General features: G+C 68.3%; 15 protein-coding genes and 1 pseudogene. 7 read left to right on the forward strand and 9 right to left on the reverse strand.

What is annotated here, in order from left to right:
- Nucleotides 1-77: 77 nt before the first annotated feature.
- The 9 genes and pseudogenes from ACIPRS_RS08165 to gap form a co-directional block, all read right to left on the reverse strand.
- Nucleotides 78-1,169 carry an HlyD family secretion protein gene (locus ACIPRS_RS08165; RefSeq protein ID WP_446538187.1) on the reverse strand — a complete coding sequence of 364 codons (1,092 nt, stop codon included), beginning with the start codon at nt 1,167-1,169 and terminating at the stop codon, nt 78-80.
- Nucleotides 1,170-1,177: 8 nt separating this feature from the next.
- Complete coding sequence (locus tag ACIPRS_RS08170; RefSeq protein ID WP_446538188.1) at nt 1,178-1,651, reverse strand: MarR family winged helix-turn-helix transcriptional regulator; 474 nt, start codon at nt 1,649-1,651, stop codon at nt 1,178-1,180.
- Nucleotides 1,652-1,955: 304 nt separating this feature from the next.
- Complete coding sequence (locus ACIPRS_RS08175) at nt 1,956-2,960, reverse strand: class I fructose-bisphosphate aldolase (protein WP_192202085.1); 1,005 nt, start codon at nt 2,958-2,960, stop codon at nt 1,956-1,958.
- Between the two features lie 129 nt (nt 2,961-3,089).
- Nucleotides 3,090-4,559 carry a pyruvate kinase gene (pyk, locus tag ACIPRS_RS08180; protein WP_192202087.1) on the reverse strand — a complete coding sequence of 490 codons (1,470 nt, stop codon included), beginning with the start codon at nt 4,557-4,559 and terminating at the stop codon, nt 3,090-3,092.
- A 276-nt stretch (nt 4,560-4,835) separates the two neighbouring features.
- A pseudogene (locus ACIPRS_RS08185) lies at nt 4,836-5,477 on the reverse strand (HAD hydrolase-like protein).
- Nucleotides 5,474-6,649 (reverse strand): phosphoglycerate kinase, encoded by a 1,176-nt coding sequence (locus ACIPRS_RS08190; RefSeq protein ID WP_446538189.1) that lies wholly within the window; start codon nt 6,647-6,649, stop codon nt 5,474-5,476. The pseudogene ACIPRS_RS08185 and the gene ACIPRS_RS08190 overlap by 4 nt, the downstream one beginning before the upstream one ends.
- 72 nt (nt 6,650-6,721) lie before the next feature.
- Complete coding sequence (locus tag ACIPRS_RS08195) at nt 6,722-8,074, reverse strand: DUF3999 domain-containing protein (protein ID WP_446538190.1); 1,353 nt, start codon at nt 8,072-8,074, stop codon at nt 6,722-6,724.
- Nucleotides 8,071-10,800: a DUF2339 domain-containing protein gene (locus tag ACIPRS_RS08200; RefSeq protein WP_446538191.1), complete on the reverse strand. Its 2,730-nt coding sequence runs from the start codon at nt 10,798-10,800 to the stop codon at nt 8,071-8,073. Before ACIPRS_RS08200 ends, ACIPRS_RS08195 begins: the two co-directional genes overlap by 4 nt.
- Before the next feature lie 243 nt (nt 10,801-11,043).
- Nucleotides 11,044-12,048, reverse strand: coding sequence for a type I glyceraldehyde-3-phosphate dehydrogenase (gap, locus tag ACIPRS_RS08205; protein WP_142125644.1), 1,005 nt, complete (start codon nt 12,046-12,048; stop codon nt 11,044-11,046).
- Between the two features lie 165 nt (nt 12,049-12,213).
- Between gap and ACIPRS_RS08210 the strand changes: the two genes are divergently transcribed.
- The 7 genes from ACIPRS_RS08210 (at nt 12,214) to ACIPRS_RS08240 (ending at nt 18,479) form a co-directional block, all read left to right on the forward strand.
- The gene (locus ACIPRS_RS08210; protein ID WP_446538192.1) at nt 12,214-12,834 is read left to right on the forward strand and encodes an OmpW/AlkL family protein; all 621 of its coding nucleotides are present in this window, start codon (nt 12,214-12,216) and stop codon (nt 12,832-12,834) included.
- Nucleotides 12,835-12,960: 126 nt separating this feature from the next.
- The gene (locus ACIPRS_RS08215; RefSeq protein WP_337731569.1) at nt 12,961-13,713 is read left to right on the forward strand and encodes a S1/P1 nuclease; all 753 of its coding nucleotides are present in this window, start codon (nt 12,961-12,963) and stop codon (nt 13,711-13,713) included.
- A 70-nt stretch (nt 13,714-13,783) separates the two neighbouring features.
- Nucleotides 13,784-14,572, forward strand: coding sequence for a molybdate ABC transporter substrate-binding protein (gene modA, locus ACIPRS_RS08220; protein ID WP_446538193.1), 789 nt, complete (start codon nt 13,784-13,786; stop codon nt 14,570-14,572).
- Nucleotides 14,550-15,281 carry a molybdate ABC transporter permease subunit gene (gene modB, locus ACIPRS_RS08225; RefSeq protein WP_337731571.1) on the forward strand — a complete coding sequence of 244 codons (732 nt, stop codon included), beginning with the start codon at nt 14,550-14,552 and terminating at the stop codon, nt 15,279-15,281. The genes modA and modB overlap by 23 nt, the downstream gene beginning before the upstream one ends.
- On the forward strand, nt 15,281-15,898 hold the full coding sequence (gene modC / locus ACIPRS_RS08230; protein WP_337731572.1) for a molybdenum ABC transporter ATP-binding protein: 618 nt from the start codon (nt 15,281-15,283) through the stop codon (nt 15,896-15,898). Before modB ends, modC begins: the two co-directional genes overlap by 1 nt.
- Before the next feature lie 39 nt (nt 15,899-15,937).
- Complete coding sequence (locus tag ACIPRS_RS08235; RefSeq protein WP_446538194.1) at nt 15,938-16,498, forward strand: flavin reductase family protein; 561 nt, start codon at nt 15,938-15,940, stop codon at nt 16,496-16,498.
- A gap of 40 nt (nt 16,499-16,538) precedes the next feature.
- Nucleotides 16,539-18,479, forward strand: coding sequence for an acetyl-CoA hydrolase/transferase C-terminal domain-containing protein (locus tag ACIPRS_RS08240; RefSeq protein ID WP_446538195.1), 1,941 nt, complete (start codon nt 16,539-16,541; stop codon nt 18,477-18,479).
- Nucleotides 18,480-18,565: the final 86 nt, after the last annotated feature.

The following is an 18,565-nucleotide window of genomic DNA, read 5'->3' on the forward strand; positions in this document are numbered from 1 at the left end:
CGGCGTCAGCGGGGCCGGGCCCCACCACAGTGCCCTCGCCCGCGTCCGCGCACGCCCGGGATGACATGGAAAGGAACTCAGCGCGCGGCGGTGGCGCGGCTGGAGGCGGTACCGCCCTCGCGCAGCTCGACATGCACGTCGGCGCTCATGCCGGCACGCAACTGCGGCGCGTCGGCGGCGGCGCTGTCGATCTCGAGGCGTACGGGGATGCGCTGGACGATCTTCACCCAGTTGCCGGTGGCGTTCTGCGGCGGCAGCACGCTGAACTCGGCGCCGGAGGCGGGTGCGATGGAGGCCACGTGCGCCTTCCACTTCACGCCGGGATACGAGTCGACCTCGATGGTCGCCGGCTGGCCGACCTGCATCTTCGTCAGCTCGGTTTCCTTGAAGTTGGCTTCCACCCAGATCGGCGAGGTGGCGACCAGCGGCATCGCCGACTGGCCGACGTTGATGTATTCGCCCACCTGCAGATCGTGCAGGCCGACGATGCCGTCCGCGGGCGCGCGCACTTCGGCGTGCGCCAGGTCCAGCCTGGCTTTGGCCAGCATCGCCATCGCGGCGCGATACTCGGGCAGGTCCTGCGTAGGCGTACCCGGGCTGCCGCTCAGCGAAGCGGTGGCTTCGGATTGCGTGGCGATGGCGTCGCCCAGGTCGGTGCGCGCTTCGGCCACGGCGTGGCGCGCGTCGTCCAGCATCTTGCGCGACACCAGTTGCTGGCCGGCGAGCTGCTGCATGCGCTGGAAATCGCGCTGCGCCCACGCCAGCGTCTCGCGCGCGGCCTGGATCGAGGTGCCGGTGCCGACGACCTTGGCGCGGCTGGCGCTGGCCGAATTGGCCATGCGCGCGACCAGCGCTTCGTTCTGCGCGACCGCGATCGTCAGCGGATCGGCATCGATGCGGAACAGCAGGTCGCCCTTCTTCACCGGCTGGTTCTGCCGCACGGCGACTTCGACCACGCGGCCGCCGACCTGCGGCGCGATCAGGATGCGCTCGGCCTTGATGTAGGCGTTGTCGGTACTCACTTCGCGCTGCGAGGCGAGGTACTCCCAGCCGAAGAAGCCGGCGACGGCCAGCGGGCCGGCCACCCACAGCCACACGGGCACGCGGCGACGCTTGGGAGCGGAGGGGGTGGCCGCGTTTTCGCCGGCCTGGTTGATCTTGCTGGTCATGGTGGGGGTCAGCTCTTGCGGAGGGAGGATTCGCCGCGGCTGGCGCGGTCGAGCTGGGAAAGGTTTTCGCGGATCTGGCCGAGCACCTTCAGGGTCGTCGCCAATTCGTCGGCATCGACGCCGGCCAGGCAGTCCTCGCGTACGGAGACGGCGACGGCTTCGATGTCGTGCATCACCGCGTCGGATTGCGGCAACAGGTGCAGGCGCCATACGCGGCGGTCGTCCGGGTCGCTGCGGCGTTCGATGAAGCCGGCCTTCTGCAGGCGATCCAGCACGCGTCCGACGGCGATCGGCTCCATGTCGAGCAGGTCGGCCAGCTCTGACTGGGTGATGCCTTCGCTCTGGTGGATCCGTTTGAGCGCGCGCCACTGCACGCGGGTCAGGCCCAGGTGCGCGGCGCGCCGGTCGAACACGCGACCGAACAGCCGGCTGAGGTCCGCGATGAGGTAACCGATGGTGCTCTTGGCGTTTACAGTGCTCATGGGTGCCTATGATATAGATGCTTAAGCAGTAATGTTCAAGGCATAGAATTTCGTTCAGCCGCGCTTTCGTCACGGGCCACTGTTTCAGGAACGAACCGCTCGCTCCCCGCATGACGAGACCATCCCCTCACTCCTTGACGGGATGGATGCCCGGGCCAAGCGACAGAGGGGTCCTCGTTCCCGCCCGCGCGGGAATGACGGTCGGAGAAATGGACGCCACCGCCGGATTCCGGATCCCGCCCCTCGGAAACGACGACGCCGGCACAAGGCCGGCGTCGCGATCACTGCACGGTGGCGCGGGCGCTTACCCTTCCCACTTGCCCAGCGCGGCCAGGCCATTCTCCTTGGCGCGCTCATAGACCACGGCCTGCGCCTTGGCGAAGTTGCCCTTCAGGTCCTGCGACCACAGCTTCAGCGCGGCCTGCTGCATGGCACGGCCGTAGGAGAAGCTCAGCGGCCACGGCAGGTTGCCCAGCTGGTTCATGGCGTTGAGGTGGGCGGTCGACTGCTCGTCGGTCTGGCCGCCGGACAGGAACACCACGCCCGGCAGGATCGCCGGCACGGTGCTCTTCAGGCACATCACGGTGGACTCGGCCACCTCGTCGACGTCGGCCTGCTCTTCGCAGTCCTTGCCGGCGATGACCATCGAGGCCTTCAGGATGGTGCCTTCCAGCAGCACGTTCTGCTCGTACAGCGCACCGAACAGCGAGCGCAGCACGGCTTCGGTCACTTCGTAGCAGACCTCGATGTTGTGGTCGCCGTCCATCAGCACTTCGGGTTCCACCATCGGCACCAGGCCGCATTCCTGACAGAGCGCCGCATAGCGGGCCAGCGCGTGCGCGTTGGCCTCGATGCAGGTGCCGGACGGGATGTCTTCGCCGATGGTGATCACCGCGCGCCACTTGGCGAAGCGCGCGCCGAGCTTGTAGTACTCCTTCAGGCGGTCACGCAGGCCGTCCAGGCCTTCGGTGACCACTTCGCCCGGGCAACCGGCCAGGGCATGCGTGCCCTTGTCGACCTTGATGCCGGGAATGATCCCGTTGTCGCTCATGTACTTGGCGAACGGCACGCCGTCCTTGGTGGACTGGCGCAGGGTCTCGTCGAACAGGATCGCGCCGGAGATGTAGTCCGACAGCTTCGGCGTGGTGAGCAACAGCTCGCGGTAGGCGCGACGGTTCTCTTCCGTGTTCTCGATGCCCACGCCCTCGAACCGCTTGGCGATGGTGGTGGTGGACTCGTCGATCGCGATGATGCCCTTGCCCGCGGCCACCATGGCCTGGGCGGTTTCGGCAAGCTGTTCGATGCTCATGGGGTTCCTGGGGAAGCGGCGGGAAAGATACCAATTGTAGCCCGCGCCGCGCCGGCAGCGGGCAACCATGACGACGGACGCGCCGCAACGCGCCCGGATCCGGACGCGGCGGGAATCCCGGGAAAGCGGTTACAGCTCGCCCAGCCCCTCGGCCTTGCCGCGCTCGCCCATCTGCAGCAGGCGAAGGGTATTGGTGGCGCCGTGCTTCTCCATGTGGTCGCCGCTGGTGAAGATCACGCGGTCGCCCTCGGCCAGCAGCTCTCGGTCGTGCAGCACGCGCATCGCATCGCGCGCGGCCTCACGGGGCGCAAGCCCACGGCTGTCGAAGGCGATGGGGAACACGTCGCGGATCATCGCCATCTTGCGGCGTGCGCCGTCGTGGCGCGAGAACGCGTAGATCGGCGCATTGGAACGGAAGCGCGACAGGAAGCGCGCGGTACCGCCGGATTCGGTCATCGCCACGATCGCGCGCACGCCGATGTGCTCGGAGAGGAACATCGTCGCCATCGCGATGGCCTGGTCGGCGCGCTCGAGGTTGCGCGGCGCCTTCTCGAAATCCGTGTCCATCTCGAACTGCTTCTCTGCGCCGAGGCAGATGCGTGCCATCGCCTCCACCGCGCGCACGGGATAACTGCCCGCAGCGGTTTCCGCCGACAGCATCACTGCGTCGGTGCCGTCGATGACGGCGTTCGCCACGTCCAGCACTTCGGCGCGCGTGGGGATCGGGCTGTCCACCATCGACTGCAGCATCTGGGTGGCAGTGATCACCACCTTGTTGCGCGCCAGCGACTCCCGGATGATCTTCTTCTGCAGGCCGGGCAGCTCGGCATCGCCGATCTCCACGCCCAGGTCGCCGCGCGCCACCATCACCACGTCGCTGGCGTCGACGATCTCGGCCAGGTTCTCGATCGCCTCGGTGCGTTCGATCTTGGAGACCAAGGCCGCATCGCAACCATGCTCGCGCGCGATGCGGCGCGCCTCGTTCATGTCGTCGGCATTGCGGCAGAACGACACGGCGATGAAGTCCACGCCGATGTTCTCGGCCACGTAGGCGATCAGCTCGCGGTCGCGCTCGGTCAGCGCGCCCAGCGACAGGCCGCCGCCCTGCTTGTTCAAGCCCTTGCGGTCGGACAGCACGCCGTCGTTGAGCACGGTACAGACGATGCGCTCGCCATCGACCTTCACCACCTGCAACTGCATCAGGCCGTCGTCCAGCAGCAGGACATCACCGGCTTCCACGTCGCCCGGCAGGCCGAGGTAGCTGACGCCCACCTGCGAGGCATCGCCCGGGGGCGCGTCGACACTGGCCACCAGGTCGAAGCGGTCGCCGGTCTTCAGCACCACCTTGCCTTCGGCGAACCGTTCGACACGGATCTTCGGTCCTGGCAGGTCGGCGAGGATGCCGACCTCCGCGCCCACTCGCTGTGCCGCCAGACGCACCGCTGCGGCGCGCTTGGCCTGGCCCGACGGATCACCGTGGGAGAAGTTCAGGCGCACCACGTTGACGCCGGCACGGAACAATTCCTCGAGCACGCCGGGCGGGTCCGTCGCCGGTCCGAGGGTGGCGAGGATCTTGGTGCGGCGCTGGCGTTCGGTCATGGTGCGGATTCCCTGTGATCGCGCAAACGCTACCACAGCGAAACTTCTTCGGAACGACTGACATTCCCCACGTCATGCCGCTGTCCCGGGACAGCCCTCCGCGCACAGGGTGTGGCGCGAGGAAAGTGCTGTTTCAAAGCACTTTCCTGGTGATCCGCGCACACGCGCGACTGGTATTTTTTTGGTCTCTGCGTGCAAGCCGCATGCTGCGCACGCACACCCGAGTGCGCAAAAAACCGAGCGATGAAACGCGCGTTTGACCGCACGCGTTCCGGCTCAGGCGAACAGTGGCCGCAATTGGTCGGGCGCGCCCGCGAGGTGGCTGGCGCCGGCCTCACGCAGCTCCTGTTCGCCACCGAATCCCCACAACACGCCGACACTGCGCATGCCGTGATGGCGCGCACCGTCGATGTCCATGTGGCGATCCCCGATCATCCAGCACGCCCCCGGTGCCAGCGACAGGCGTCGCAATGCTTCGCCAATCAGGTCCTTCTTGTGGCTCAACCGGCCATCAGCAGTGGCGCCGATGATGTCCTCGAAATGGTGGCCGAACGGCAGGTGCGCGAGGATCTTGCGCGCATGCGGCTCGTTCTTCGCGGTGACCACCGCCAGCCGGTGGCCGTCGGCACGCAACCGTTCGATCGCCTCGCCGATACCGGCGTAGACCTGGTGCTCCAGCCACCCGTGCGACTCGAAGCGCTCGAGGTACAGCTCGACCGCCGCTTCGACCTTCGCCGGGTCGCCCAGCAGCGGCATGAAACTGGTCCGCAGCGACGGGCCGATCCAGCCGCGCAGCTCGGCCTCCGTCGGTATCGGGTGCTCCAGCTGCGTCAGTGCATGCGCGATTCAGCGCGTGATCCCGACGGCCGAATCGATCAGCGTACCGTCGAGATCGAAGAACAGCGCGGCACGACTCACTGACCGCGTGCCTCCAGCGCTGCGACGGCGGGCAGCGTCTTGCCTTCCAGGAACTCCAGGAATGCGCCGCCGCCGGTGGAGATGTAACTGACGTCACCGGCGATGCCGTACTTGTCCACTGCCGCGAGTGTGTCACCGCCACCGGCGATGGAAAATGCGCCGGATTGCGCGATCGCACGCGCCAGCGTCTCGGTGCCCTTGCCGAAGGCGTCGAACTCGAACACGCCCACGGGCCCGTTCCACACCACCGTGCCGGCCGACTTGATCAGTCCGGCATAGCGCTGTGCGGTCTGCGGACCGATGTCGAGGATCAACTCGTCGGCCGCGACCGCGTCGACGGCCTTCACGGTCGCCGGCGCATCGGCGGCGAACGCCGTGGCGACCACCACGTCGGTCGGCAGCGGGATCTCGGCGCCACGCGCCTTCGCGTCGGCGTCGATCTTCCTGGCGGTGTCGATCAGGTCGGCCTCGTACAGCGACTTGCCCACGGCATGGCCTTCCGCGGCGATGAAGGTGTTGGCGATGCCGCCACCGACGATCAGCTGGTCGACCTTGCCGACCAGGCTGGTCAACAGCTCCAGCTTGGTGGAGACCTTGCTGCCGGCGACGATGGCCAGCAGCGGGCGCGCAGGGTTGGCGAGCGCCTTGTCGAGCGCATCCAGCTCGGCCATCAGCAGCGGGCCGCCGGCCGCCACCGCAGCGAAACGGATCACGCCGTGCGTGGACGCCTGCGCTCGGTGCGCCGTGCCGAAGGCATCCATCACGAACACGTCGCACAGCGCCGCGTACTTCCTCGACAGCGCTTCGTCATCCTTGCCTTCGCCGATGTTCATGCGGCAGTTCTCGAGCAGGACGACCTGGCCCGGCCGCACGTCCACGCCGTCCACCCAGTCCTTCACCAGCGGCACGTCAACGCCGAGCAGTTCGGACAGGCGCGCGGCCACCGGCGCCAGCGAGTCGGCTTCGCTCCACACGCCTTCCTTCGGTCGACCCAGGTGCGAGGTGACCATCACCGCCGCGCCTTTCTGCAACGCCAGTTTCAGCGTGGGCAGGGAGGCGGTGATGCGCTGCTCGGAGGTGATGCGGCCATCGTCGATGGGCACGTTCAGATCCTGGCGGATCAGCACGCGCTTGCCGGCGAGGTCGAGGTCGGTCATGCGGACGATGGGCATCTTGGGTCCTGGGCAGCGGGGAAGATGCTCATTGTCCCGCCTGCCCACCCGTGCCGCAAACGAACGCCTGGACTACGCGGGTGGACGGTTGCGGAGCAGGCTGAAGGCGAATGCCACCACCAGCCCTGCGCCCAGCACCAGCAGCGCCCACAACAACCAGGCCTTCCAGTCGCGCGGAGTCGGCGGCGGCACCAGCGCGGCATCGCCGGCCAGCGATGCGGAAGTGGCGAGGTAGGCGGGCGAAGGTTGCCATTCGGCACCGCGATCGCGACGCAGTGCATCGAGCAGTTCCGGCATCGGCACCGTGGCGCGACGCGCCGCTGCGCTTCCCGCCACCAGCGCGTAAGGCGGCGTGCCCTGCGCAAGGAAGACCATCACTTCCGGGCGATACCCCAGGCGCAGCGTGGGCGCCTGTTCCTGCAACGCGCCGCGACTGCGCAAGCGCCAATAGCGGTCGCGCGCGGGGCCGCTGGCCAGGGGTTGTTCGGGCGATGCACTGGGCCGGTCGCCGCCCACGCGATAGGCCACCCAAGGGCCGGCACGCAGGCGCCAGGGTGCGTCGGTCGCGTCGCGACTCTCCAGCGTCCATTCGCCCACGGCGTAGTCGTCCATCGCCAGGTCGGCGAGCGCGATCGGGTAACGTCCATCGCCCTGGTAGACGTAGCTCTCCACGCCCTGCTCGGATGTCCTGCGCCCCTGGAGTTCCGACCACTGCACCGCCTGCTGCAGGTGCTCGGCGTCCAGACGCACGCGCACCTGGCGGATGGGCAGCGCGGGCGATGCATCCAGCGGCACGAAACGGACATAGCGGAAGCCGCCGTTGATCGACACTTCGTCACGCAGCAGGCGCTGTGGCCCGCGCTGCAGCTCGACCAGCGTCGCACGTGCCTGCAGCACCTCCCATGCCTGCAGGTCCTGGCTGCCTTCCACGCGGTAGCTCGCCTCGCGCGGGGTGCCCGGATCCCAGGTGATTTCCAGCGCTTCCATGCTGTCGCGGACCCCGCTCAGGTCCACCAGGAAGGCGCGCGCGGGCGCCGTGGTTCCCGTGCCCGCGCTGTCGGCCTCGATACGGACGATGCGTCCGTTCTCACCGAACTGCGCCGACACGCGCGACGAGGTGCCGGCGTCCTGTGGCGTTGCCGGCAGCGCGAACCAAGGCACCACGATGCGTCGCGCGGGCAGCGCCGTCGGTTGTTCGGGCCCGAACAACGCGGCTGCCACCGGCTTGCCGTTCGCATCCAGCACGTCCACGTCGCGCAGGTCGGGCCATGCCGTGGTGGCGTAGACCTCGCGATCCAGCACCACCCGGTACGCGCCGGCCTGCTCGCCGGACAGCACCAGCGGCCAACGCTTGGCGTAGGACGCGGGCGTCTGCGCCAGCGCGGTGGCCGGCAGCAGCAACAGCATCACCAGGAACGTCTTCATGCGGCGGCCTCCTCCTGTCCCGATCGACGCGGCGGCGCCGGCGCCAGATAACCCACCACAGTGCACAGCAGGCCATAGGCCATGAATGAGCCGATGCCCAGCAGGTTGCCCAGGTGCTGGCGGTCCACGAACACCAGCTTCGCCAGTACCACGGCCATCAATACCGCACCGCCCAGCCACAGCATGCGCTGGCCGCGACGCGAACCGATCACCCAGCCCAGCACGCCCAGCACGCTCCAGGTGACCGTCAGACTGGTCTGCGCCAGGCTGCCGGAGATCAAGCTGTCGCTCCAAGGCACCCCACCCCAATGGTGGACGGCATGCAGCACCACGGAGGTGATCCAGACGAATGCCAGCGTGGACAGCAGGACGATCTGCGTCGGCGGCAGCACGCGTGCTTCCGGCATCCACCAGCGCAGCAGCAGCACCAGCGTGGCGAGCTGCGCCAGCTCCATCGGATTCAGCACGGGAATCCACGGCAACGGGGCGGCGCCACCGGCCACGAACAGCGACCCCATCCACCACAGCCCCAGCGCGGCGAACAGCGTGCCCAACAGCGGCGTACGCCAGGCGTCGAAGCGCCCGCCCAGCGGCGCGGCCAGCCAGTGCCAGCGGAACAGCGCGAACGCCACGACGACCAGCCATGGCAGCGCGATGAGGCCCGCCTGCCAGCCGTCGCCCATGCCTTCCACGTGTTCGGGCAGCCATGCCAGCAACAGGCTGGCCACCAGCGGCCACACCAGCCACCACACGAACTGTGCGGCGCCGGCCAGGCGATGTTCGCTGTCGCGCAGGCACATCAGGCTGCGCACGCCGAGCACCGCGTAAGCCAGCCACGCCCAGCCACCGTGACCGGCGAACGGTTGCTGGTGCGCGCCGGACTGCCACAGGGCCAGCGGCACGGCCGAGGCCAGCGCGGCCAGCGTGGTCCACGCCAGTGCGGTGGCGGGACGTCGGCGGTGCACTTCCGCTGCCAGCCAACCGGTCAGTGCGGCGAAGGCCAGCATCGCGTCGGGTTCGTCGCGGTGGCCGAGGTGGGTCAGGATCTCGACCGCACCGTCGCCCAGCCACCAGGCCAGGCCCCAGAGGTAATACAGCAGCGCCACACCACCGAAGCGGCCGCGGTACGCCCATGCACTGGCGAAACCGGCAACGGCGATCAGCAACGCGCTCATGAACGCGGCATTCGCGAACATCGGCATGGCCGTTGGCGCATACCCGGACGCCACATCCGCGCTCGCGATGAAGAACGCCACAGCCGCCGCGAGTTGCAGCCCCGCGCCGGTCAGCTGCGGCAACAGCCGCGACTGCCGCAGGCCCAGCCACGCCAGCGCCGCGCCCTCGAGCGCGAACACGCAAGCCGTGGCCTGCGCCGACAACGCCAGCGGTACCGCCAATGTGGCGAAGCCGACCGCCAGCAGCGCGTAGGAGTGCGCAAGCGTGTCGTAGCTCTCGCGGCGACGCAGCAGCCACGACAATCCCGCGTACAGCACGCCCAGGCCCAGCGCACAGAACGCCAGCGGCAGCCGGCTGTCCTCGAACGTGCCGGCCTGCATGAGGCCGGCCTGCAGCGAGAACACGACCAGCGGCATGCCGAACACCAGGCAGCCGTCGATGAAGTCGCGCCGACTCGCCGGCTGCCGTCGCGCGAACAGCAACGGGATGAGCAGATAGAAGACGAAGAACAACGCCAGGAACGGCTGCGTGGTGGCGTACTTCTCCGGCGCATAGTCGAACAGGCCCCACGCCGTGCCGATGCCGAAGGTGAAGACGAAGCCGAGCAGGTTGAGCACGCGCCACGACTTGTACCAGGCAATGCCCACGATGGCCGCATTGAGCACCGCGTAGTACGAGAACAGCGCAACGTGGTTGCCACTTCCCGTCGACAGCCAGATCGGCGCCAGGAAGCCCGCCAGCAGCGCGAACACCGCGAGCGACCTGGCATCCTGCAGCACCGCGAGCATGCCCGCGCCGGCCACCAGCACGATGCTCAGCGCGAACGCGGCACCGGCAGGCATCAGGCCGAAGATCTTGAACGCCGCAAACACCACCAGCAGCAGCACGCCGATGGCGCCGCCCTGCAGGCTGAGCGCGAACGTGCGATTGCTCTCGCGCTTGCGCCACGCGAACGCCAGCGCGCCGAGTGCGGCCGCCGCGATCCCGGCCAGGCGAAGCTCGGGCGGGAGGGTGAACCAGCCCTGGTCGGCGCCGTATTTCAACAACGCCGCCACGCCGGCGAACAGCACCAGCACACCGATTTTCACCGGCACGTTGCCGACGGTGAACCAGCGTTGCACTGCGCGCACGGCTTTCGTCGCGAAGTCGGGGCGCGACGGTGCAGCCGGACGCGGCGGCATCGACGGCGCAGGCTGCTGATAGGCCTCGGGGCGTGGCGATGGCGGAATGGGCGGTGGCCCGGCCGGGCGCGACGGCGGCGTCGTGGTGGTGGATACCGGACGGGGTGGCGCGGGTTCGCGCATCAGGTCCGCCAGCGTGGGACCTTCCTCCGGTACCGCAGCCTGCACCGTGGGTGCGGGCGCAGCGGCGCGCGCGGGGGCGGGTGCAGGTTCGGTCGCGCGCGCACTGCGCAACTGGGTCACCTGATCCTCGAGCATTGCCACGCGGCGCTTCAGCCCGCTGACCGCCACCAGCGCGACGATGAGCAGCACCGGCATCGCCAGCACGGCCAGCCCCACCAGCACCAACAACCCGACCACGTCATCCATTCCCCGACCTCGCCTGTGCGTGTTTCCGGTGCAAGGACGCGGAATGCCGCGCCCTCCGGCCGTCCCTGCAGCCGCGTCCGCAGACTCGGGCATGGCCCGACGATTTGCAAGATTCCGATCCGCAGGTGGCCACGGACGGCGCGCCGGGTATCACCTCGCAATACCCGGAAACGACACGAGCGCCCTGGGGCGCTCGTGTACGCAACTTCCGGCCGGACCGGCCGGACCGGCCGGCGTGGCGGCTTACTTGCCGGCGACCACGCGGACCATTTCCAGGCACTTGTTGGAGTAGCCCCACTCGTTGTCGTACCAGCTGACAATCTTGACGAAGGTCGGGTCCAGCGCGATGCCGGCCTCGGCGTCGAAGATCGAGGTGCGGGTGTCGCCGCGGAAATCGGTGGCGACCACCTTGTCCTCGGTGTAGCCCAGGATGCCCTTCAGCGCGCCCTGGCTCTGCGCCTTCATCTCGGCCTTGATCTCTTCGTACGTGGCCGGGTTCTCAAGTTCGGCGGTCAGGTCGACCACGGACACATCGCTGGTCGGCACGCGGAACGACATGCCGGTCAGCTTCTTGTTCAACGACGGGATCACCACGCCGACGGCCTTCGCTGCACCGGTGCTGGACGGGATGATGTTCTCCAGGATGCCGCGGCCGCCGCGCCAGTCCTTGTTGCTCGGGCCATCGACGGTCTTCTGCGTGGCGGTGGCCGCGTGCACGGTGGTCATCAGGCCGCGCTTGATGCCCCACTTGTCGTGCAGCACCTTGGCGATCGGCGCCAGGCAATTGGTGGTGCACGAGGCGTTGGAGATGATCGCCTCGCCGTTGTAGGTCTTGTCGTTGACGCCGTAGACGAACATCGGCGTGTCATCCTTCGACGGCGCCGACAGGATGACCTTCTTCGCGCCGGCATCCAGGTGCTTCTGCGCGGTGGCCTTGTCGAGGAACAGGCCGGTGGATTCGATGACGACCTCGGCACCCACTTCGTCCCATTTCAGGTTGGCGGGGTCGCGTTCCTGGGTCAGGCGGATCGGCTTGCCGTTGATCACCAGCGTATTGCCCTCGACCTTCACGTCGCCATCGAAGCGGCCGTGCACGGAGTCGTACTGCAGCATGTACGCCAGGTAGTCCGGCTCCAGCAGATCGTTGATGGCGACGATCTCGATGTCGTTGCCGAAGTTCTGCACGGCGGAACGCAGCACGTTGCGCCCGATGCGGCCGAAGCCATTGATACCCACCTTGATCGACATTGCTCAGGACTCCTGCGGCCACGCGCGCGGCGCGGCGGGGTTGACGGGGGCCGCCATTCTAACAGGCCGCCCCCGCGGCGACGCCGCACGGGCATTGATCAGGATCAAGGCGGCGCCGGATGCACGGGCAGAGACTGGCACCACATTCCAACGAGCGTCACCATCATGAAGAAGACCCTGATCCCGATTGCCATCGCCCTCGCACTGGGCGCCGCCGTTCCCGCCTTCGCCCAGTCCAAGGGCGAGTGGACGCTGGGCGTGGGCGCGCACCAGGTGAACCCCAAGTCCGACAACGGCTCGCTGGCCGGCGGCACGCTGCCGCTGGACATCGACAGCGACGTCAAGCCGACCATCACCTACGAGTATTTCCTGCGCGACAACCTGGGCCTGGAAGTGCTCGCCGCGCTGCCGTTCAAGCACGACATCGCCGTGGACGGCGTCGGCACGGTGGGCAGCACCAAGCACCTGCCGCCGACCGTCTCGCTGCAGTATCACTTCAACGGCAAGGGCAAGGTGTCGCCGTTCCTCGGCGCCGGCCTGAACTACACCACGTTCTTCAGCGAAGACACCAAGGGCGCGCTCGCAGGCACCGACCTCAAGCTGGGCGATTCCTGGGGCCTGGCCGCACATGTCGGCATGGACATCAAGGTCAGTGAGCGCGGCGCCGTGCGCGTGGATGCGCGCTGGATCGACATCGACTCCGACGTCAAGGTCGATGGCGCCAAGCTCGGCACCGCCAACATCGACCCGCTGGTCTACGGCGTGGCGTATGTCGTGAAGTTCTGAGCAGATAGCCGCATCGCCTGACGAGGTCAAATGGGGACGGCCCGTGTCGGTTAAAGTACCGGCATGGTCCGTCCTCTCTTTTTTGCCGCCTCCCTCGCCCTCTCCTTTGCTCTCGCGCTGCTTCCCATGCCTGCGCATGCGTGGGGCCCCCTCGGCCATCGGCTGGTGGCGCTGCTGGCATGGGATGACCTGGCGCCGGATACGCGACGCCAGGTCGAAGCCCTGCTGCAGGGCGAACCGGATCCGACGCTGGCCGGCGTCGCCAGCTGGGCCGACGACCTGCGCGAGAACGATCCGGTCCTCGGCCGCAAGACCGCACGCTGGCACTTCGTCAACATCGGTGAGCACGACTGCGTCTACGAGCAGCCGCGCGACTGCCCGGGCGGCAACTGCGTGGTGGAAGCCATCAGGGCACAGACCGCGATCCTCGCGGACACCCGGCGCACACGCGCCGAACGCGTGCAGGCGCTGAAGTTCGTCGTGCATTTCGTCGGCGACGTGCACCAGCCGCTGCATGCAGGCTACGCGCACGACAAGGGCGGCAACGATGTGCAGGTGAACTGGAACGGACGCGGCACCAACCTGCACACCCTTTGGGACAGTCGCATGCTGGCATCCACCGGCCGCAGCGAAGCCGACTACCTGCGCCATCTTCGCGCGCTGCCGAAGCCATCCCTCGACACGATCACCCTGCCGCCGCCCTCGCCCGCCTGGGCCGAGCAATCGTGCCGCGTGGCGACCCAGCCCGGTTTCTATCCGCCTCGCGCGAAACTCGAGCAGCGCTACGTCGACCAGCACCTGCCGGTGGCCGAACGCCAACTTCGGGCAGGCGGCGCGGCATTGGCTGCCGTGCTGAACAAGGCCCTCGACCATCACTGACCTCCTGCTCACCGCTCACCGCTCACTGCCGAAGATCATCGAATAGTCCGTTCCCCCAGGAGTCGTTCGCATGAACCTGCCCACGTCGCTCCGCCGAGCATCCGCTGCACTGGCCCTGCTCGCGGCCACCTTCGTTGCCCCTGCCGTGCAGGCGCAGGACGACGCACCGCTCACCGTGTTCGCCGCCGCCAGCCTGAAGGAATCGCTGGACGAGGCCGCAGCGGCCTACCAGAAGCAGACGGGGGTGTCGGTCCGCGTGTCCTACGCCGCCAGTTCCGCGCTCGCGCGCCAGATCGGACAAGGCGCACCGGCAGACGTGTTCTTCTCCGCCGACCTGGAATGGATGGACTACCTGCAACAGCGCGGCAAGCTGCAGGTCGCGACGCGGCGGGACCTGCTGGGCAACCGGCTGGTGCTGGTCGCACCGAAAGCGCGCCAGACAAGCGTGGACCTGAAGCGCCCGGCGACACTGCTGGCCGCACTGGGCCAGGGCCGCCTCGCCGTGGGGCAGACCGCGACGGTCCCGGCAGGCAAATACGCCCGCGCATCGCTGGAGTCGCTGTCGCTCTGGAAGGGCGTCAAGGCGCGCCTGGCCGAATCGGAAAGCGTGCGCGCGGCATTGATGCTGGTGGCACGCGGCGAGACGCCGCTCGGCATCGTGTACGCCTCGGATGCGAAGGCCGAGCCGGCCGTGCGCGTGCTGGCGACGTTCCCGGAGGATTCGCATCCTCCCATCGTGTATCCCGTGGCTGCGCTGCGGGGCCCGCGTACGGCACGGGCGACGCCCTTCGTGCGATGGCTGGCGTCACCCGCTGCCGATGCGATCTTCGCGCGGCATGGCTTCACGACGACGGACTGACGCCGACGTGTTCGACGTCTTCAGCCCGGAAGAACTCACCGCGATCCGGCTCAGCCTGAAGGTGGCGCTGGTGGCGGCCCTGGCGAGCCTGCCCTTCGGCGTCCTCGTCGGCTGGCTGCTGGCGCGCACGCGCTTTCCCGGCAAGGCACTCCTGGATGCCGTCGTGCACCTGCCGCTGGTGCTGCCGCCGGTGGTGATGGGTTACGCGTTGCTGGTGACGCTGGGCACGCAGGGAACTGTCGGCCGCTTCCTGCAGGAACAGCTCGGCATCGTGTTCGCGTTCCGGTGGACCGGTGCGGCACTGGCGTGCGCCGTGATGGGATTTCCATTGATGGTGCGTTCGATCCGGCTCTCGCTGGAAGCCACCGACCGCCGGCTGGAGCAGGCAGCCTCCACCCTCGGCGCCGGCCCGTGGCGCGTGTTCTTCACCATCACCCTCCCGCTGGCCTGGCCCGGGCTGGTCGCCGGCAGCGTGCTGGCGTTCGCCAAGGCGCTGGGGGAATTCGGCGCCACCATCACCTTCGTGTCGAACATTCCCGGCGAAACACAGACGCTGTCGTCGGCGATCTACGGCCTGATGCAGGTACCGGGCGGCGAAGCCGGCATCTGGCGCCTGGCGGCCGTGGCCGTGGTGATCTCGCTGGCCGCGCTGCTGTTCTCCGAATGGCTGGTGCGACGCCACCACACACGGCAGGGAGAGGACAGCTGATGCTGCGGCTGGACATCGAACTGCGCCGCGGGAACTTCCATCGTCGCGTGCACATTGACGACGATGCACGCGTGATCGCGCTGGTCGGCCCGTCGGGCGCGGGCAAGACCTCGGTGCTCAATGCCATCGCAGGACTGCTCACGCCAGCGGCCGGCCGCATCGACGTGGACGGCCATTGCCTGTTCGACAGCGCGCGCCACGTCGACGTGCCCGTGCATCGCCGCCGCGTGGGCTACGTTTTCCAGGATGCGCGGCTGTTCCCCCATCTCGATGTGCGCCGGAACCTGCAATACGGCCGTCATGGCGGACGGGGCGCGCCGCAGTTCGGTTTCGACGCCGTCGTGGACCTGCTCGGCATCGCGCCCCTGCTCGCCCGCCGTACGCGCAACCTGTCGGGCGGCGAAGCGCAGCGGGTGGCGATCGGCCGCGCCCTGCTCTCGCAACCCTCGCTGCTGCTGTTCGACGAGCCGCTGTCCGCACTGGACCAGGCCCGGCGCGAGGAACTGATCCCGTACCTGCAGCGCGTGCGCGACGAGATCCGCCTGCCCATCGTCTACGTCAGCCACCATCCGGACGAAGTGCGGCGCGTCGCCGATTCCGTACACGTTCTCGACTGAGCGGCGCGTATCCTGCCGCCACGATATTGGAGCGGCGCCATGACCAGGCAGAAGCGCTGGAAGGAGTTGCCGGTGGACCAGGTACGTCGCTACCTGGAACCCGGTCCCGTCGTGCTGCTCAGCACGGCACACAAGAACGAACGCGCCATCATGACGCTGGGCTGGCACATGATGCTGGGCTACGACCTGGTGGGCACCTACATTTGGGACGCCAACCGCAGCCACGCGCTGGCACGCACCAGCCGCGAGTGCGTGATCAACCTGCCGACCGAAGACCTGCTGGACACTGTCGTGCGCATCGGCAACTGCAGCAGCGCCGAACAGGACAAGTTCGACCGCTTCGGCCTTACCGCCCTGCCCTCGCGCGAGGTGGATGCGCCGCGGATCGCCGAATGCCACGCGCAGTTCGAATGCCGATTGCACGAGACCCGCATCACCGCCGACTACCCGTTGTTCGTGTGGCGCGTGATGCATGCGCGCGTCGCCGCCTCGCCGCGCATCCCCCGCACCCTGCACTACCGCGGCGACGGCCGTTTCATGGTGTCGGGCCGCGAGGTATCGCGGCGGCGCCTGTTCCGTCCGGACATGCTGGAGCAATGAGGCCATGGCCGATCAACGCGCGGCTCGTTACGCTGGCACCATGACACAGCACCTCACTACGCTCGACGAAGCCGTCGACCTGATCCTGTCCCGGACGCCGGGCCCGTTGCGCATGGGCGCCCCGCTGGGCATCGGCAAGCCGCATCGCCTGTTGAATGCCCTGTACGCGCGCATCGCACGCGATCCGGCACGTCCGTGGTCGCTCTACACCGCGCTGTCGCTGGACCCGCCCGCCGGCGGCAAAGGCCTGGAGGGCCGCTTCGTGACGCCGTTCGCCGCGCGCCACTTCGGCGGGGACTTCCCGCGCCTGGACTACGTGCAGGCGATGAAGCGCGACGCGCTGCCGCCGAACATCGAGGTGGAAGAGTTCTACATGCAGGGCGGCGCCCTGCTGCGTTCGAGCACCGCGCAACGCCATTACGCCAGCCTCAACTACACCCATGTCGCGCGCGCCCTGGCCGATCGTGCGCTCAACGTGATCGTGCAGAAGGTCGCGCGCGAGCCCGGTGGCACGCGACTTTCGATGTCGTGCAACAACGACCTGACCCAGGACACCGTGGATGCTGTCATGGCCCGCGGCCTGCCCCGCCCCTTGCTGGTGGCCGAAGTGGATCCGCAGCTGCCCTGGATCGGTGGAACGGCGGCGGTGGACGAAGCGTACTTCGATATCGTGGTCACGCCGCCGGGGCCCTATCCGATGCTGTTCGGCCTGCCGCGCCAGCCGGTGTCGGATGTGGATTACGCCATCGGGCTGTATGCCAGCACGCTGGTGCGCGACGGCGGCACGCTGCAGATCGGCATCGGTGCGTTGGCCGACGCACTGAGCCATGCCCTGGTGCTGCGCCATACCGACAACGCCACGTACCGGCGTGTGCTCGCGGCCCTGGATCCGGAACTGGAGCGGCATCCCGCCGTCCTCGCCAGTGGCGGGCTCGACCCGTTCGCCATCGGCCTGTATGGCTGCAGCGAGATGGTCAACGAAGGCTTCAAGCGGCTGGTGGAAACCGGCGTGATCCGGCGCAAGGTGGCGGACGACGAGGCACTGATGCAGCGCATCGCCGACGGCAGCGCGAACCTGGGCGACCATGCGCGACTGGAGCGCGATGGCGAATACCTGCACGGCGCCTTCTACCTTGGCTCGCCCGCATTCTACGACTGGCTGCGCGAACTGCCGGACGACCAACGCCGCGCCATCGGCATGCGCCGGATAAGCATGATCAACGAACTGCAGCACGGGCAGGAAACCCTCGCACGCCTGCAGCGCCGCGATGCGCGCTTCTTCAATTCCTGCATGATGGCGACGGTACTGGGCGCGGCCGTCTCCGATGGCCTCGACGACGGGCGGGTGGTGTCCGGCGTGGGCGGGCAATACAACTTCGTCGACATGTCGAACGCCCTGGACGGCGCGCGCAGCGTGCTGATGTTCCGCGCGGTACGCGAGGATGCCGGCAGCGCCGGATCGAACGTACGCTGGAACTACGGCCACACGACCATCCCGCGCCACCTGCGCGATCTGTACGTCAACGAGTACGGCATCGCCGACCTGCGCGGAAAGAACGACGAGGACTGCATCATCGCCATGGGCGGCATCACCGACTCGCGTTTCCAGCGGGGGCTGATGGAACAGGCGCAGCGCGCGGGCAAGCTGCGCACCGGCTTTCACCCGGCTGCGCACTGGATCGACAACACGCCCGTGCACCTGTCAGCGCGCCTGCGTGCCTTCCGCCACGACGGCACGCTGCCGGACTACCCGCTGGGCAGCGATTTCACCGGGGTGGAACAGCGCATCGTCAACGCACTGGGCTGGCTGAAGGCGAATACCGCCACGCCGTGGAAGAAGGCGGGCATCGTGCTGCGCGCGATGGGCGCGCGGACCGACGACGAGGAAGCCATGGTGCGCATGGGACTGGCAGCACCGGGAAGCCTGGGTGAGCGGATCGAAGCGAAGTTGCTGGCGTTGGGCTTGCGGGAGACCCGCTGATGGCCCAAGGCGTCGGGGGGGGGGGGCCCCCCCCCACAAACGGAGACCTGTGGGGGGGGGGGGAGAACCCACCCCCCCCCCCGACA

Source organism: Pseudoxanthomonas sp. LARHCG66, assembly GCF_052871755.1.

Excerpts from the sequence above, each read along its gene's own strand:
- ACIPRS_RS08165 (WP_446538187.1), bottom strand. The coding sequence starts at position 1,169 with ATGACCAGCAAGATCAACCAGGCCGGCGAAAACGCGGCCACCCCCTCC.
- ACIPRS_RS08190 (WP_446538189.1), bottom strand. The coding sequence starts at position 6,649 with ATGCCCATCGTCCGCATGACCGACCTCGACCTCGCCGGCAAGCGCGTG.
- ACIPRS_RS08170 (WP_446538188.1), bottom strand. The coding sequence starts at position 1,651 with ATGAGCACTGTAAACGCCAAGAGCACCATCGGTTACCTCATCGCGGAC.
- ACIPRS_RS08210 (WP_446538192.1), top strand. The coding sequence starts at position 12,214 with ATGAAGAAGACCCTGATCCCGATTGCCATCGCCCTCGCACTGGGCGCC.
- modA (WP_446538193.1), top strand. The coding sequence starts at position 13,784 with ATGAACCTGCCCACGTCGCTCCGCCGAGCATCCGCTGCACTGGCCCTG.
- ACIPRS_RS08195 (WP_446538190.1), bottom strand. The coding sequence starts at position 8,074 with ATGAAGACGTTCCTGGTGATGCTGTTGCTGCTGCCGGCCACCGCGCTG.
- gap (WP_142125644.1), bottom strand. The coding sequence starts at position 12,048 with ATGTCGATCAAGGTGGGTATCAATGGCTTCGGCCGCATCGGGCGCAAC.
- modB (WP_337731571.1), top strand. The coding sequence starts at position 14,550 with ATGGCTTCACGACGACGGACTGACGCCGACGTGTTCGACGTCTTCAGC.
- pyk (WP_192202087.1), bottom strand. The coding sequence starts at position 4,559 with ATGACCGAACGCCAGCGCCGCACCAAGATCCTCGCCACCCTCGGACCG.
- modC (WP_337731572.1), top strand. The coding sequence starts at position 15,281 with ATGCTGCGGCTGGACATCGAACTGCGCCGCGGGAACTTCCATCGTCGC.
- ACIPRS_RS08240 (WP_446538195.1), top strand. The coding sequence starts at position 16,539 with ATGACACAGCACCTCACTACGCTCGACGAAGCCGTCGACCTGATCCTG.
- ACIPRS_RS08200 (WP_446538191.1), bottom strand. The coding sequence starts at position 10,800 with ATGGATGACGTGGTCGGGTTGTTGGTGCTGGTGGGGCTGGCCGTGCTG.
- ACIPRS_RS08235 (WP_446538194.1), top strand. The coding sequence starts at position 15,938 with ATGACCAGGCAGAAGCGCTGGAAGGAGTTGCCGGTGGACCAGGTACGT.
- ACIPRS_RS08175 (WP_192202085.1), bottom strand. The coding sequence starts at position 2,960 with ATGAGCATCGAACAGCTTGCCGAAACCGCCCAGGCCATGGTGGCCGCG.
- ACIPRS_RS08215 (WP_337731569.1), top strand. The coding sequence starts at position 12,961 with ATGCCTGCGCATGCGTGGGGCCCCCTCGGCCATCGGCTGGTGGCGCTG.